The organism is Bacillus cereus group sp. BfR-BA-01379, assembly GCF_022663605.1.
Lineage (GTDB): Bacteria > Bacillota > Bacilli > Bacillales > Bacillaceae_G > Bacillus_A > Bacillus_A mobilis.
Window position 1 is genome coordinate 73251 of sequence record NZ_JAKUFT010000013.1, and the last position, 15500, is coordinate 88750.

The following is a 15500-nucleotide window of genomic DNA, read 5'->3' on the forward strand; positions in this document are numbered from 1 at the left end:
AAATCTGTGTCAATTCAAAAAATTGATGGGAAACGTTTATCACAAATGATCATGCAAGGAGCGAATAATTTAACAAATAATGTTCAGCTTGTTGATGCATTAAACGTATTTCCAGTTCCAGATGGCGATACCGGTACAAACATGAACTTATCAATGACTTCAGGCGCACGTGAAGTGAAAGCAAATCCTTCACAGCACGCTGGTAAAGTCGGTGTAAGTTTAGCCAAAGGATTATTAATGGGAGCTCGTGGTAACTCTGGGGTTATTTTATCTCAGTTATTCCGTGGTTTCTCTAAATCCATTGAACAAAAAGAAGAATTAACAACAGTTGATTTTGCTGCAGCTTTAGATGCTGGGGTAGAAGCGGCTTACAAAGCGGTTATGAAACCGATTGAAGGAACGATTTTAACGGTTGCAAGAGAAACGGGTAAATATGCAGTGACAGTTGCGAAAAAACAGCGCGACTTTGTTTTGTTTATGGAAGACGTTGTGAAAGAAGCGAATGCATCGTTAAATCGTACGCCAGATTTATTACCTGTATTAAAACAAGTTGGCGTTGTAGATAGCGGTGGTAAAGGTCTTGTTGTTGTATATGAAGGATTTTTAGCTGACTTAAAAGGAGAAACGATTTCTTCTAATGTATCTGCCCAACCATCTATGAATGACATGGTACGCGCAGAACATCACCGTAGTGTACAAAGCCAATTGAGTACAGAAGATATAAAGTATGGATATTGTACGGAATTCATGGTGAAATTAGAGCCTGAAAAAATGAAAGAACATAATTTCTCTGAACAAAAATTCCGTGAAGATATTAGTGTATACGGAGATTCACTACTTGTTGTATCAGATGATGAGGTTGTTAAGGTTCATATTCATGCGGAACATCCTGGAGATCCTATGAATTATGGACAACGCTATGGTAGTTTAATTAAGATTAAAGTAGAAAATATGCGTGAACAGCATACTGCTTTATTAGATGAGCCTACTATGATGCCTGAGCCGACTAGCCAGTCTAAAGAGAAACAACCGTACGGTATCGTCACTGTAGCTATGGGATCTGGTATCAAAACTTTATTTGAGAGCATTGGCGCGACGAAAGTGATCGAAGGTGGCCAAACGATGAATCCAAGTACGGAGGATATTGTGAAGGCGATTGAAGAAGCGAATGCTGAAAAAATCATTATTTTACCGAACAACGGAAATATCGTGATGGCAGCAGAACAAGCAGCGTCAGTTGTTGATCAAGAAGTGATTGTGATTCGTTCAAAAACAGTTCCTCAAGGTATGGCTGCAATGTTAGCATTTAATCCAGTTGGAACGTTAGAAGAGAATGAAGAAAACATGAAAGAAGCTTTATCTCATGTGAAAACCGGTCAAATTACGTATGCGGTACGTGATACGGAAATTGATGGTGTAGCAATTCAAAAAGATGATTTCATGTGTATCGCAGATGGAAAAATCGTATCAACAAATGCTGCAAAAGTAGGAGCTGCAAAGCAATTACTAGAAGCACTTATTGATGAAGATTCTGAAATCGTAACGATTCTACAAGGTGAAGATGCAACTGACGAAGAAGTAGCTGAGTTAGTTGAATTTGTAGAAGAGAACTTTGAAGACGCAGAAGTAGAAGTGCATGCTGGAAACCAACCGGTGTATTCTTTCATCTTCTCTGTAGAATAAGAAAAAATTCGTTTTGAAAATAAATGGATTACTTACTTGCTAATGGATAAGAAGTAGTAATATGAAGTTTATTACTAGTTTTTATTCAAAAGGCTAGCATATTGAAGATAAAAAAGAGCCTTGCTGCTAATAGTGAGGCTCTTTTCTTTCGTGTTGCTTATGATGGATTTGAGTAGTTTCTCTTAGAATGCCTATGATAGAATATATAAGGTGAAATAGAGCGATTACAGATGTCAATCGCGTTAATGGATAATGAATCAAAGAAAATAATGTGACGGAGCGTGAGAATCTTGAATGAAGTTGTACAAGTTCCTGTTACGGATGTAAAGGGAATCGGAGGAGAAACATCTGAATTACTACACGAGATGGGAATTTATACAGTTTCTCATCTATTAGAACATTTTCCGTACCGTTATGAAGATTATGCGATGAAAGATCTTGCTGAAGTAAAGCATGATGAACGGGTAACGGTTGAAGGGAAAGTTCATAGTGCTCCTTTACTACAATATTACGGGAAGAAGAAGTCGCGTCTTACAGTTCGTGTCCTCGTCGGTCGTTATTTAATTACAGCTGTATGTTTTAATAGGCCGTACTATAAGCAGAAGTTAAATTTAGATGAAACGGTAACGATTACTGGTAAATGGGATCAGCATCGTCAAACGATTGCGGTATCAGAGCTTCATTTTGGATCAGTTGCACGTCAACAAGAAGTAGAGCCTGTATACTCAGTGAAAGGGAAACTTACAGTAAAGCAGATGCGCCGTTTTATTGCCCAAGCATTCAAGGAGTATGGAGAATCTATAGTTGAAGTGCTGCCTGATGGATTGCTTAGTCGATATAAATTATTGCCGCGTTATGAAGCGCTTCGGGCATTGCATTTTCCAGCAGGGCAGGAAGATTTAAAACAAGCACGTCGCCGTTTTGTATATGAGGAGTTTTTCTTATTTCAGCTGAAAATGCAAACATTACGGAAAATGGAGAGGGAAAATTCGAAAGGGACGAAAAAAGAAATTCCTTCAGCAGAATTGCAAGAGTTTATCGATGCACTTCCGTTTCCGTTAACTGGTGCACAGAGCCGGGTAGTAGATGAAATTATGAAAGATATGACATCTCCTTATCGGATGAATCGTCTGTTGCAAGGTGATGTAGGTTCTGGGAAAACAGTCGTTGCAGCGATTGGCCTTTATGCAGCGAAATTAGCACATTATCAAGGTGCTTTAATGGTTCCTACAGAAATTTTAGCGGAGCAACATTATCAATCGCTCGCAGAGACGTTCTCACACTTTGGTATGAAGGTTGAATTGCTAACAAGTTCTGTTAAAGGTGTAAGGCGTCGAGAGATTTTGGCTAAATTAGAACAAGGAGAAATAGATATCCTTGTCGGAACACATGCTTTAATTCAAGATGAAGTTATCTTTCATAGGTTAGGTCTCGTTATTACTGATGAACAACATCGATTTGGTGTAGCGCAGCGACGAGTTTTAAGGGAGAAAGGTGAAAGTCCAGATGTATTATTTATGACAGCGACCCCAATTCCGCGTACGTTAGCAATTACTGCATTTGGAGAGATGGATGTTTCTATAATCGATGAGATGCCAGCTGGTAGAAAGGTAATTGAAACATACTGGGCAAAACATGATATGTTAGATCGAGTTCTTGGTTTTGTGGAGAAGGAGATAAAAAAAGGAAGACAAGCATATGTAATTTGTCCCCTTATTGAAGAATCGGAGAAACTTGATGTACAAAATGCGATTGATTTACATAGTATGCTGACTCATCATTATCAAGGGAAATGTCAAGTCGGATTAATGCATGGAAGATTATCATCTCAAGAAAAAGAAGAGATAATGGGACAATTTAGTGAAAATAAAGTGCAAATTCTTGTGTCGACAACGGTTGTTGAAGTAGGTGTGAACGTACCGAATGCGACTGTAATGGTTATTTATGATGCAGAACGTTTCGGTTTATCGCAGCTTCATCAGCTTAGGGGACGTGTTGGGCGTGGTAGTGAACAATCATATTGTTTATTAATCGCGGATCCAAAATCGGAAACGGGAAAAGAGCGAATGCGTATTATGACCGAAACGAACGATGGATTTGTATTGTCAGAAAAAGATTTAGAGTTAAGAGGTCCTGGAGATTTCTTTGGAAGTAAGCAAAGTGGTTTACCAGAATTTAAGGTTGCTGATATGGTACATGATTACCGAGCGTTAGAAACTGCGAGACAAGATGCGGCGTTACTAGTAGATTCTGAAGCATTTTGGCATAATGATCAATATGCTTCGTTGCGTACTTATCTTGACGGGACAGGTGTGTTCCAAGGAGAGAAGCTCGATTAAAGAGAGGCAACAAAAGTTTTTGTTGCATTCTACTTTTAATGATTATATACTACTGTTAGTACCTAGTCATAAAAATGGATGGTGCGGTATGAAAAAAAGAAGAAGTAAAAAAGAAAGACAAGAATTATTACAACAAACAATAGAAACGAATCCTTTTATTACGGATGAAGATTTAGCAGAAAAATTTCAAGTGAGTATACAAACCGTACGTCTTGATCGTATGGAATTATCTATTCCTGAATTAAGAGAAAGAATTAAACATGTAGCTACGAAGCAACATGAAGAAGATGTGAAATCTTTACCGTTAGAAGAGGTTGTCGGAGAAATTATCGATATAGAATTAGATAGACATGCGATTTCTATCTTTGAAGTGAAGGTAGAACACGTATTTAAAAGAAATCAGATTGCCCGTGGGCATCATTTGTTTGCACAAGCAAACTCACTAGCTGTTGCAGTTATTGATGAAGAATTAGCTTTAACTGCAAAGTCTACCATTCGATACATTCGTCCTGTAAAATTAGGAGAGCGTGTTGTTGCAAAAGCACGCGTTGAAGATGTAGAGAATGATAAAGGACGGACCGTTGTAAAAGTGCGTAGCTTTGTTGGAGAAGAACTTGTTTTTACAGGCACTTTTGAAATGTATCGATCTAGTAATTATAGTGAGGAAGGTAACAACTTATGAAAATCGCAATAGATGCAATGGGCGGCGATCACGCTCCAAAGGCTGTCGTATTAGGAGCAATGAAAGCTATTAAGGAATATTCTGATTTACATATTACGTTAGTAGGGAAAGAAGAGGAAATTCGTCAATACTTAACGAGTGAAGAACGAATTACTATACTTCATACAGATGAAAAAATCGAATCGACAGATGAACCAGTAAGAGCCGTTCGTCGAAAAAAACAAGCTTCAATGGTACTAGCAGCGCAGCAAGTGAAAGACGGCGTAGCGGATGCTTGTATATCAGCTGGTAGTACAGGAGCTTTAATGGCGGCTGGATTGTTTGTTGTAGGTCGTATGGAAGGAATTGAGCGACCAGCTTTATCCCCTACAATGCCAACTGTTGATGGAGAAGGTTTTGTTATGTTAGATGTTGGAGCGAACGTTGATGCAAAACCAATTCATTTATATCAATATGCAGTAATGGGATCTGTATACGCTGAGAAAGTAAGAGGAATTAAAAATCCTCGCGTTGGACTTTTGAACGTTGGAACAGAGGATGGCAAAGGGAACGAGCTTTCAAAACAAGTCTTTGCAATGCTTAAGGATGCCCCAATTCATTTCGTTGGGAACGTTGAATCAAGAGATTTATTGCAAGGTGTAGCAGATGTTGTTGTGTGTGATGGTTTTACAGGGAATGTAGCGCTAAAATCATTAGAAGGAACGGCACTTGCATTATTCTCTATGTTAAAAGAGCAGTTAATGAGTTCGTTTACGAGTAAATTAGCAGCAGCGGTATTAAAGCCAAAACTTATGGTATTAAAAGATAAAATGGATTATTCGGAGTATGGGGGAGCGGCATTGTTTGGATTGAAAGCTCCTGTCATTAAGGCTCACGGTTCTTCCAATGACCAATCGATATTTAGTGCGATTCGTCAAACGAGAGAAATGGTAGCGAAAGAAGTAATTCCTACTATTTCAAGTGTAATGGAGAAAGAGCCACTCCAATAAGAGGAGGGTTTGAAATGGGAAAACTAGCATTTCTTTTTCCGGGCCAAGGTTCACAGGCAGTTGGAATGGGTAAACAGTTAGCGGAGAATAATAAAGAGGTTGCAAATGTGTTTGCAAAAGCAGATGAGGTGTTGCAAGATTCACTTTCAGAAGTGATTTTTGAAGGACCGCAGGAAAAGCTTACGTTAACGACAAATGCGCAGCCTGCCTTATTAACAACGAGTTTTGCTATTTTGACAGCTTTGAAAGAGTATGATATTACACCAGACTTTGTTGCAGGACATAGTTTAGGTGAATATAGCGCTCTTGTAGCAGCGGGTGCAATAACTTTTGAAGACGCTGTATACGCTGTAAGGAAACGTGGGGAATATATGGAAGAAGCTGTTCCTGGCGGAGAAGGTGCAATGGCGGCTATTTTAGGTGCTGATCCACATATGCTGAAACAAGTTACAGAAGAAGTAACAAGTGAAGGATATGCAGTACAAATCGCTAATATGAATAGTACGAAGCAAATTGTGATTTCTGGAACAAAGCAAGGAGTCGAGATTGCTTCTCAAAGAGCGAAAGAAAATGGTGCAAAGAGAGCAATTCCGCTTAAGGTAAGTGGACCGTTCCACTCTTCACTTATGAAGCCGGCAGCTGAGAAGTTCCAAAATGTCCTAAATGAAATTACAATTCAAGATACGAATATTCCTGTTATCGCAAATGTAACAGCAGATGTTATTACAAGCGGTACACATATTCAAGAAAAGCTAATTGAACAGCTCTATTCGCCTGTCTTATGGTACCCGTCCATTGAAAATATGGTGAGTCAAGGGGTAGATACATTTATTGAGATTGGACCGGGGAAAGTACTTGCTGGACTTATGAAGTCAATTGATTCATCAGTGAAAGCATATGCGATATATGATGAAGAGACATTAAAAGATACCATTTCAAATTTGAGAGGAGAAAACTGATGTTAAAAGGGAAAGTAGCATTAGTAACTGGCGCTTCACGTGGAATTGGTCGTGCGATTGCGATTGATTTAGCGAAACAAGGGGCAAATGTTGTAGTAAATTATGCTGGTAATGAGCAAAAGGCAAATGAAGTAGTTGATGAAATAAAGAAATTAGGTTCGGATGCAATTGCTGTAAGAGCAGATGTTGCAAATGCTGAAGACGTTACAAATATGGTGAAACAAACTGTAGATACTTTTGGACAAGTTGATATTCTTGTAAATAACGCAGGTGTAACAAAAGATAATTTATTAATGCGTATGAAAGAAGAAGAATGGGATACAGTTATTAATACAAACCTAAAAGGTGTATTCTTATGTACGAAGGCAGTATCTCGATATATGATGCGTCAACGTCATGGGCGTATTATTAATATCGCTTCTGTTGTTGGAGTAACAGGTAATCCAGGACAAGCAAACTATGTTGCTGCTAAAGCGGGTGTAATTGGATTAACAAAAACATCAGCAAAAGAGTTAGCGAGCCGTAATATTACTGTAAATGCAATTGCTCCTGGGTTTATTGCCACAGATATGACAGACGTATTAGATGAAAATATAAAAGCTGAAATGTTAAAATTAATTCCTGTAGCTCAGTTTGGTGAAGCGGAGGATATCGCAAATGCTGTAACTTTCTTTGCTTCTGATCAAAGCAAATATGTTACAGGTCAAACGTTAAATGTTGATGGCGGTATGGTAATGTAATAAAAGAATTGATTTCAGCTAGTTTTTTTGGCCAATATTTAATATAATATTTGAGGGGAGGTGAATGGAATGGCAGATGTTTTAGAGCGTGTAACAAAAATCATCGTTGATCGTTTAGGTGTAGAAGAAACTGAAGTAGTACCAGCTGCGAGCTTTAAAGAAGATTTAGGCGCAGACTCCCTAGATGTAGTAGAACTTGTAATGCAATTGGAAGATGAATTCGAAATGGAAATTTCTGATGAAGATGCTGAAAAGATTGCTACTGTTGGCGATGCTGTGACTTACATAGAGAGTCATCTATAATGCTTAAGTGAAGTCCCGTTTTTTAGCGGGGCTTCTCGGCTTATATCTGGAGGGACTTATGCCGTACCGAAAACATAGAGAAAAAAAATACGAAACAAAATATCGTGAAGCGTTTAAAGTATTTCAAGAAGAAATAGGTATTACGTTTTCAGATGAAAAATTATTGATTCAAGCATTTACGCATTCATCGTATGTGAATGAGCATCGAAAAAAACCGCATGAGGACAATGAGCGTCTTGAATTTCTTGGTGATGCTGTATTGGAACTCACTGTATCGCAGTATCTGTTTCAAAAATATCCGACAATGAGCGAAGGAGAGTTAACAAAACTACGTGCAGCTATTGTATGTGAACCATCTCTTGTTCGTTTTGCAAACGAATTGTCATTTGGTAGCCTTGTTTTATTAGGAAAAGGCGAGGAAATGACGGGTGGACGTGAACGACCAGCTTTATTAGCGGATGTCTTTGAAGCGTTTATTGGTGCCCTTTATCTTGATCAAGGGCTTGAAACAGTTTGGGGATTCTTAAAAGAAGTTGTATATCCGAAAATTAATGAAGGTGCTTTTTCTCATGTGATGGATTATAAGAGTCAATTACAAGAGTTGATTCAGCGTGATGGTAGTGGCAATATTGAGTATCAAATTTTGCAAGAAAAAGGACCGGCTCATAACCGAGAATTTGTGTCACGTGTTACGTTAAATAACGTGGCTTTAGGTCTTGGTAGTGGCAAGTCGAAAAAAGAAGCAGAGCAACAAGCTGCTGCAGAAGCATTGAAAAAATTAAAAGAACAACTATAAGGAATCCCCCTTTGAATGAGGGGGATTCCTTATGCATAGAATGAAACTTTCTTTTGTTTGTGAATAAAGGGAAGGGAAATCCGTATAATAGCTCGTTTTTGTATAGATAACAGTTATAACAACGGAGAATAGGAGGAAGGCCTTTCGTGTTTTTAAAAAGATTAGAAATAGCAGGATTTAAGTCGTTTGCTGAGCGCGTATCTGTTGATTTTGTCCCAGGTGTAACTTCTGTAGTAGGACCTAATGGAAGTGGGAAAAGTAATATTACTGATGCGATTCGCTGGGTACTTGGTGAACAATCTGCAAAATCGTTACGTGGTGCAAAGATGGAAGATATTATTTTTGCGGGCAGTGATACGAGAAGAGCAGTTAATGTTGCTGAAGTAACATTAACTTTAAATAATGAAGATCAACGTTTACCGATTGAATATAATGAGGTGTGTGTAACACGTCGTGTATCTCGTTCTGGTGATAGTGATTTTTATATTAATAAACAATCATGTAGATTGAAAGATATTATCGATTTATTTATGGACTCTGGTATGGGAAGAGAAGCTTTTTCGATTATTAGCCAGGGGAAAGTTGAAGAGATTTTAAGTAGTAAATCGGAAGAACGTCGTGGTGTATTTGAAGAAGCTGCTGGAGTGCTGAAATACAAACTTCGTAAAAAGAAAGCTGAAGCAAAATTAGCAGATACACAAGAAAACTTAAATCGTGTACAAGATATCATTCACGAATTAAGTAGTCAAGTAGAACCTTTAGAAAGACAAGCTTCTATTGCGAAAGATTATCTTGAGAAAAAAGAAGAATTAGAGAAAGTAGAAGCGGCGCTTATTGTACATGAAATTGAAGAATTACATGAGAAATGGGAAGCGCTTCGAAATCAGTTTGGACATAATAAAAACGAAGAAGCTAAAATGTCAACGCATTTACAAAAAGGTGAAGAAGAGCTAGAGGAATTACGAGGACAATTACAAGCAGTAGATGAGTCTGTAGATTCCTTACAAGAAGTACTTCTTCTTTCTAGTAAAGAGCTAGAAAAGTTAGAAGGACAGCGTGAGTTATTAAAAGAGAGAAAACAAAATGCAACGACGCATTGTGCGCAACTCGAGCAGTTAATTGTTGAATTAACAGAGAAAGCTACAAGTTATGATGGTGAAATTGAATCCAGTACAGAAGTGTTGATGCAATTTGTAAATCAAGTAAAAGAGTTGGAAACGAAATTGCATGATAATGAGTTACTGCTTGCAACTTTTGCTGACAATTTAGAGGAACAAATTGAGAATTTAAAAGGTGACTATATTGAACTTTTAAATCAACAAGCTAGTCATCGCAATGAGTTATCTATGATTGAAGAACAATCTAAACAACAAAACTCTAAAAATGAACGCCTTGATGAAGAAAATGCGAAATATGTAGAAATGCGTATGGAAATTACCGCGAAAAAGACGAAGCTTGTGGAAAGTTATGAACAAGTGAAAGAAAAAGTAGCTGGTATCCTTTCGAATATACAAAAGACAGAAGCGGCACTTGGGAAATGCAAGACGCAGTATAGTGAAAATGAAACAAAACTGTATCAAGCGTATCAATTTGTACAACAGGCACGTTCTCGAAAAGAAATGCTAGAAGAGATGCAAGAAGATTACTCTGGTTTCTATCAAGGAGTACGTGAAGTATTAAAAGCTAGAGAAAATAAGTTGCAAGGTATCGAGGGTGCTGTCGCAGAACTGCTAACAGTACCGAAAGAATATGAAATTGCAATGGAAATTGCTCTAGGTGCAGCAATGCAGCATATTGTCGTACAAAAAGAAGAACATGCTCGTAATGCAATTGCGTTTTTAAAACAAAATAAACATGGGCGAGCAACGTTTTTACCGCAAGCTGTAATTAAAAGTAGATCGTTATCATTTGAACAATTACGTATTGTAAATCAACACCCATCGTTTGTAGGTGTGGCGGCAGAACTTGTGCAATATAACAATAAATATGAAAATGTAGTTTCGAATTTATTAGGTACTGTTATTGTTGCGAAAGATTTACGCGGGGCAAATGAGTTAGCGAAACAACTGCAATACCGTTATCGCATTGTAACAATCGAAGGTGACGTAGTGAACCCTGGTGGTTCTATGACAGGTGGAGCGGTAAAACAGGCAAAATCTTCTTTATTAGGACGTCAACGTGAACTAGAAGAGTGGACGAGCAAGTTAACTGATATGGAAGAGAAAACAACGAAGTTAGAAAACTTTGTTAAAGCAGTAAAGCAAGAGATTCAAGAAAGAGAAGTGCAAATACGCGAACTAAGGCAAAGTGTAGAAGTAGAGCGTGTAGATGAACAGAAATTAAGAGAAGAAATTAATCGCTTAGAATTAGAAGAACATCGTATTAATGATCGTTTATCTATTTACGATTTAGAGATTGAAGGATTCTTACAAGATCAAGTGAAGATACAAGGGCGTAAAGAAGAGTTAGAAAAGATTTTAGCGACTCTTCAAGCCGAGATTACGGGATTAGATAGCAAAATTGTCGCTTTAACTAAACAAAAAAGTGAGCAGCATTCTTCGAAAGAAAAAGTTCAAAAAGAAATGACTGAGTTGAAAGTGTTGGCGGCTGAAAAGCAACAACGCTTATCTAATCAAAAAGAAAAAGTTGAACGATTGACGAAAGAAAAAGAAGAAACGGATGCAACGCTTGTCAAAACGAAAGAGGATTTAGCATTCTTAAAACAAGAAATGACATCGAATTCAAGTGGTGAAGAGCAAATTACGAATATGATTGAGAAGAAAGCATATGATCGTAATCAAACTTCAGAGTTAATTCGCTCTCGTCGCGAACAACGCGTATCGTTACAAGAGAGAGTAGAACAGTTAGAGCGTAACCTAAAAGAAACAACAGGTAAGCATAAATACATTCTTGAGATGTTGAAAGATCAAGAAGTAAAAATAAACCGACTTGATGTAGAGTTAGAAAATAGATTACAGCATTTACGTGAAACATATACAATTTCATTTGAAGCAGCAAAATTGAAGTATACAATGATAATGCCTGCTGAGGATGCACGTAAAAAGGTGAAACTAATTAAACTATCCATCGAAGAGCTAGGCACAGTAAACTTAGGGGCAATTGAAGAGTATGAGCGTGTAGCAGAGCGTCATACATTCTTACTGGAGCAAAAAGATGACCTAGAAGAAGCGAAAACGACATTACACCAGCTTATTACTGAAATGGATGAAGAGATGAAAAAACGCTTTTCTACTACGTTTGAAGGAATCCGAATGGAGTTTCAATCAGTATTCTCTGAATTATTTGGAGGCGGTAGAGCGGATTTAGTCATGACGAATCCAGAGGACTTATTAAATACGGGTATTGATATTGTAGCGCAACCGCCAGGGAAGAAACTACAAAACTTAGGTTTACTTTCAGGTGGAGAGCGTGCTTTAACAGCAATTGCGCTGTTATTTGGTATTTTAAAAGTGCGTCCAGTTCCATTCTGTGTACTAGATGAGGTAGAGGCGGCTCTTGATGAGGCGAATGTTGCCCGTTTTGCACAGTATTTAAAGAAATTTAGTGATGAGACACAGTTTATTGTCATTACACATAGAAAAGGTACAATGGAAGAGTCTGACGTATTGTACGGTGTAACAATGCAAGAGTCAGGGGTATCTAAACTTGTTTCGGTTCGTTTAGATGATGGAGAAGAACTAGTGGCAAGTAATTAGGAAGGATGGGACAGTATGAGCTTTTTTAAAAAATTAAAAGAAAAAATTTCAAAACAAACAGGTACGGTAACAGAGAAATTTAAACAAGGGTTAGAAAAGACGAGGAATTCGTTTGCAGATAAAGTAAATGATTTAGTTTATCGTTATCGTAAAGTAGATGAAGACTTCTTTGAGGAACTAGAAGAAATTTTAATTGGTGCAGATGTCGGAGTTTCGACGGTAATGGAATTAATTGATCAATTGAAAGAAGAAGTGCAACGTCGCAACATCCAAGATCCAAAAGAAGTACAAGCTGTTATTTCAGAAAAGTTAGTAGGAATTTACAAAGGTGACAGTGAATTTAGCAACGAAATTAATATGCAAGAGGATCAATTAACAGTTGTTTTATTTGTCGGTGTTAATGGCGTAGGAAAAACGACGACGATTGGTAAACTAGCACATAAATTCAAAACAGAAGGTAAGTCTGTCCTATTGGCGGCAGGAGATACATTCCGCGCGGGAGCGATTGAACAATTAGAAGTATGGGGTGATCGCGTTGGTGTAGAAGTGATTAAACAAGGATCAGGATCTGATCCAGCGGCGGTTATGTATGACGCTGTACAAGCTGCGAAAGCACGTAAAGTAGACGTATTACTATGTGACACAGCAGGGCGCTTACAAAATAAAGTAAACTTAATGAAAGAGTTAGAGAAAGTGAAGCGTGTAATTGAGCGTGAAGTACCGGGGGCTCCTCATGAAGTATTACTTGTTATTGATGCAACAACAGGACAAAACGGTTTAAGTCAAGCGAAAACATTCCGTGAAGCAACGAATGTTACTGGTATTGTTTTAACGAAGTTAGATGGAACTGCTAAAGGTGGTATTGTATTAGCGATTCGTAACGAAATGGATGTACCGGTGAAATTTGTTGGATTAGGGGAGCAAATGGATGACTTACAGCAGTTTGATCCAGAACAATATGTGTATGGTTTATTTGCGAACTTAGTAGAAACAGAAGAAGTATAAGTGAAAGAAGCGGTATTTTCCGCTTCTTTTTCTATAAAAAATATGTGATGTTAAGAAAAAAACTTGACACTCTTTTGTACTCCATGTAAACTAATTCATGTAAAGGGAAATCACTTAACAAAGGATGATCCAACATGCTCGAGAAAACAACGAGAATGAACTATTTATTTGATTTTTATCAATCGTTGTTAACGCAAAAACAAAGAAGTTATATGTCGCTTTATTATCTAGATGATTTATCTCTTGGTGAAATTGCGGAAGAATTTGATGTAAGTCGCCAAGCCGTGTATGATAACATTAAACGGACTGAAGCGATGCTTGAAGAATATGAAGATAAATTAGTATTACTTCAAAAGTTTCAAGAGCGACAGCGACTTGTTGCAAAGCTAAAACAGCTAATCAGCGAAGAAGAGCATGTGAATGAAGAAATGAAACAAGTTGTTGAAGCTATCGAAAAATTAGATTAGGAGGGCGGCAATATGGCATTTGAAGGATTAGCCGACCGACTTCAACAGACAATGCAAAAAATCCGCGGCAAAGGAAAAGTTTCTGAAGCCGATGTGAAAGAAATGATGAGAGAAGTTCGTCTAGCTCTTTTAGAAGCGGACGTTAACTTTAAAGTAGTAAAAGATTTTGTAAAGCGTGTGTCTGAACGTGCTGTCGGACAAGATGTAATGACAAGTTTGACACCTGGACAACAAGTAATTAAAGTCGTACAGGAAGAACTTACAGAACTTATGGGCGGAGAGCAAAGCAAAATTGCTGTTGCTAATAGGCCACCGACTGTTATAATGATGGTTGGTCTGCAAGGTGCGGGTAAAACAACGACGACAGGTAAGCTTGCGAATTTGCTTCGTAAAAAGCATAATCGTAAACCAATGCTTGTTGCAGCGGATATTTACCGTCCAGCAGCGATTAAACAGCTTGAAACATTAGGGAAGCAATTGGACATGCCTGTATTCTCTTTAGGAGATCAAGTAAGTCCTGTTGAAATTGCGAAACAAGCGATTGCAAAAGCAAAAGAAGATCATCACGATTATGTTTTAATCGATACAGCGGGTCGTCTGCATATTGATGAAGAACTAATGGATGAATTAGCGAAAGTGAAAGAAGTTGCGAAACCGGATGAAATTTTCCTTGTTGTCGATGCGATGACGGGTCAAGACGCGGTAAATGTTGCACAAAGTTTCCATGAACAGTTAGGTTTAACGGGTGTTGTATTAACGAAATTAGATGGTGATACGCGCGGTGGTGCGGCATTATCTATTAAAGCTGTAACAAATACACCGATTAAATTTGCTGGTATGGGTGAAAAACTAGATGCGATTGAAGCGTTCCATCCAGAGCGTATGGCATCCCGTATTTTAGGGATGGGAGACGTCTTAACATTAATTGAAAAAGCGCAAGCTACAGTTGATGAAGAGAAAGCAAAAGAACTTGAGCAAAAAATGCGTACGCTTTCGTTTACGCTTGACGATTTCCTAGAACAACTTGGACAAGTGCGTCAACTTGGACCGCTTGATGAATTGTTAGGAATGCTTCCTGGTGCAAATAAAATTAAAGGGCTGAAAAATGCGCAAGTTGATGAAAAACAAATTGGGCATATTGAGGCAATTATTCGTTCTATGACTAAATTAGAGCGAGAACAACCGGAAATAATCAATGCTAGTCGCAAAAAGCGCATTGCCAAAGGTAGCGGTACAACGGTACAAGAGATCAATCGTTTAATCAAGCAATTTGATGATATGAAAAAGATGATGAAAACGATGACTGGAATGCAAAAAGGTAAGAAAAAAGGACTAGGTGGATTGAAGTTTCCATTCATGTAAGGAAAAAAGATGGCTCTGTTAAGAAAAAATACTTTACAAAGCAATAGTCTTTTTGCTAATATAATTATCTGTGTGAAATAAATTCGGAGGTGCTTTATAAATGGCAGTTAAAATTCGTTTAAAACGTATGGGAGCTAAAAAAACTCCTTTCTATCGTGTAGTTGTTGCAGATTCTCGTTCTCCTCGTGACGGACGTTTCATTGAGGAAATCGGTACTTACAATCCGGTTGCTCAACCAGCTGAAGTTAAGATCAACGAAGAAGCAGCATTAAAATGGTTAGGAAATGGTGCTAAACCATCTGATACAGTTCGTAACTTATTCTCTAACCAAGGTATCATGGAGAAATTCCACTTATCTAAACAAGGTAAGTAATTGAGGCAATGACTATGAAGAAGTTAGTCGAGACGATTGTCAAGCCTCTTGTCGATCATCCTGAAGATGTAAAAGTTACACAGGAA

At 37.9% G+C, this 15500-nt stretch carries 13 protein-coding genes and 1 pseudogene; all 14 read left to right on the forward strand.

The window, feature by feature from the left end; translation table 11 throughout:
• The first annotated feature begins 6 nt into the window (after window positions 1-6).
• Complete coding sequence (locus MR113_RS07710) at window positions 7-1683, forward strand: DAK2 domain-containing protein (RefSeq protein ID WP_000027124.1); 1677 nt, start codon at window positions 7-9, stop codon at window positions 1681-1683.
• Between the two features lie 290 nt (window positions 1684-1973).
• On the forward strand, window positions 1974-4022 hold the full coding sequence (gene recG, locus MR113_RS07715) for an ATP-dependent DNA helicase RecG (protein WP_242253105.1): 2049 nt from the start codon (window positions 1974-1976) through the stop codon (window positions 4020-4022).
• Window positions 4023-4110: 88 nt separating this feature from the next.
• Window positions 4111-4704 (forward strand): transcription factor FapR, encoded by a 594-nt coding sequence (gene fapR, locus MR113_RS07720; RefSeq protein ID WP_000747352.1) that lies wholly within the window; start codon window positions 4111-4113, stop codon window positions 4702-4704.
• Entirely contained in the window at window positions 4701-5693 is a 993-nt protein-coding gene (gene plsX / locus MR113_RS07725) for a phosphate acyltransferase PlsX (protein ID WP_046956482.1), read from the forward strand. Before fapR ends, plsX begins: the two co-directional genes overlap by 4 nt.
• A 14-nt stretch (window positions 5694-5707) precedes the next feature.
• Window positions 5708-6652, forward strand: a complete 945-nt coding sequence (fabD, locus tag MR113_RS07730) for an ACP S-malonyltransferase (protein WP_242253106.1) — start codon at window positions 5708-5710, stop codon at window positions 6650-6652.
• A complete protein-coding gene (fabG, locus tag MR113_RS07735; RefSeq protein WP_061678211.1) occupies window positions 6652-7392 on the forward strand; it encodes a 3-oxoacyl-[acyl-carrier-protein] reductase in 741 nt (246 codons plus the stop codon). Before fabD ends, fabG begins: the two co-directional genes overlap by 1 nt.
• Window positions 7393-7461: 69 nt before the next feature.
• A complete protein-coding gene (gene acpP / locus MR113_RS07740) occupies window positions 7462-7695 on the forward strand; it encodes an acyl carrier protein (RefSeq protein ID WP_000786062.1) in 234 nt (77 codons plus the stop codon).
• Between the two features lie 58 nt (window positions 7696-7753).
• Window positions 7754-8491: a ribonuclease III gene (gene rncS / locus MR113_RS07745; protein ID WP_001146868.1), complete on the forward strand. Its 738-nt coding sequence runs from the start codon at window positions 7754-7756 to the stop codon at window positions 8489-8491.
• Between the two features lie 146 nt (window positions 8492-8637).
• Complete coding sequence (smc, locus tag MR113_RS07750; RefSeq protein WP_063260422.1) at window positions 8638-12207, forward strand: chromosome segregation protein SMC; 3570 nt, start codon at window positions 8638-8640, stop codon at window positions 12205-12207.
• Window positions 12208-12222: 15 nt separating this feature from the next.
• Window positions 12223-13212, forward strand: coding sequence for a signal recognition particle-docking protein FtsY (ftsY, locus tag MR113_RS07755; protein ID WP_242253115.1), 990 nt, complete (start codon window positions 12223-12225; stop codon window positions 13210-13212).
• Window positions 13213-13346: 134 nt separating this feature from the next.
• On the forward strand, window positions 13347-13679 hold the full coding sequence (locus MR113_RS07760) for a putative DNA-binding protein (protein ID WP_000891061.1): 333 nt from the start codon (window positions 13347-13349) through the stop codon (window positions 13677-13679).
• 12 nt (window positions 13680-13691) lie between these two features.
• On the forward strand, window positions 13692-15041 hold the full coding sequence (gene ffh / locus MR113_RS07765) for a signal recognition particle protein (protein WP_000863466.1): 1350 nt from the start codon (window positions 13692-13694) through the stop codon (window positions 15039-15041).
• 100 nt (window positions 15042-15141) lie between these two features.
• Window positions 15142-15414 (forward strand): 30S ribosomal protein S16, encoded by a 273-nt coding sequence (gene rpsP, locus MR113_RS07770; RefSeq protein ID WP_000268750.1) that lies wholly within the window; start codon window positions 15142-15144, stop codon window positions 15412-15414.
• Window positions 15415-15428: 14 nt separating this feature from the next.
• Window positions 15429-15500 (forward strand): annotated as a pseudogene (locus MR113_RS07775) (KH domain-containing protein); the annotation flags it as partial.

Excerpts from the sequence above, each read along its gene's own strand:
- fapR (WP_000747352.1), top strand. The coding sequence starts at position 4,111 with ATGAAAAAAAGAAGAAGTAAAAAAGAAAGACAAGAATTATTACAACAA.
- plsX (WP_046956482.1), top strand. The coding sequence starts at position 4,701 with ATGAAAATCGCAATAGATGCAATGGGCGGCGATCACGCTCCAAAGGCT.
- fabD (WP_242253106.1), top strand. The coding sequence starts at position 5,708 with ATGGGAAAACTAGCATTTCTTTTTCCGGGCCAAGGTTCACAGGCAGTT.
- fabG (WP_061678211.1), top strand. The coding sequence starts at position 6,652 with ATGTTAAAAGGGAAAGTAGCATTAGTAACTGGCGCTTCACGTGGAATT.
- acpP (WP_000786062.1), top strand. The coding sequence starts at position 7,462 with ATGGCAGATGTTTTAGAGCGTGTAACAAAAATCATCGTTGATCGTTTA.
- rncS (WP_001146868.1), top strand. The coding sequence starts at position 7,754 with ATGCCGTACCGAAAACATAGAGAAAAAAAATACGAAACAAAATATCGT.
- ftsY (WP_242253115.1), top strand. The coding sequence starts at position 12,223 with ATGAGCTTTTTTAAAAAATTAAAAGAAAAAATTTCAAAACAAACAGGT.
- MR113_RS07760 (WP_000891061.1), top strand. The coding sequence starts at position 13,347 with ATGCTCGAGAAAACAACGAGAATGAACTATTTATTTGATTTTTATCAA.
- ffh (WP_000863466.1), top strand. The coding sequence starts at position 13,692 with ATGGCATTTGAAGGATTAGCCGACCGACTTCAACAGACAATGCAAAAA.
- rpsP (WP_000268750.1), top strand. The coding sequence starts at position 15,142 with ATGGCAGTTAAAATTCGTTTAAAACGTATGGGAGCTAAAAAAACTCCT.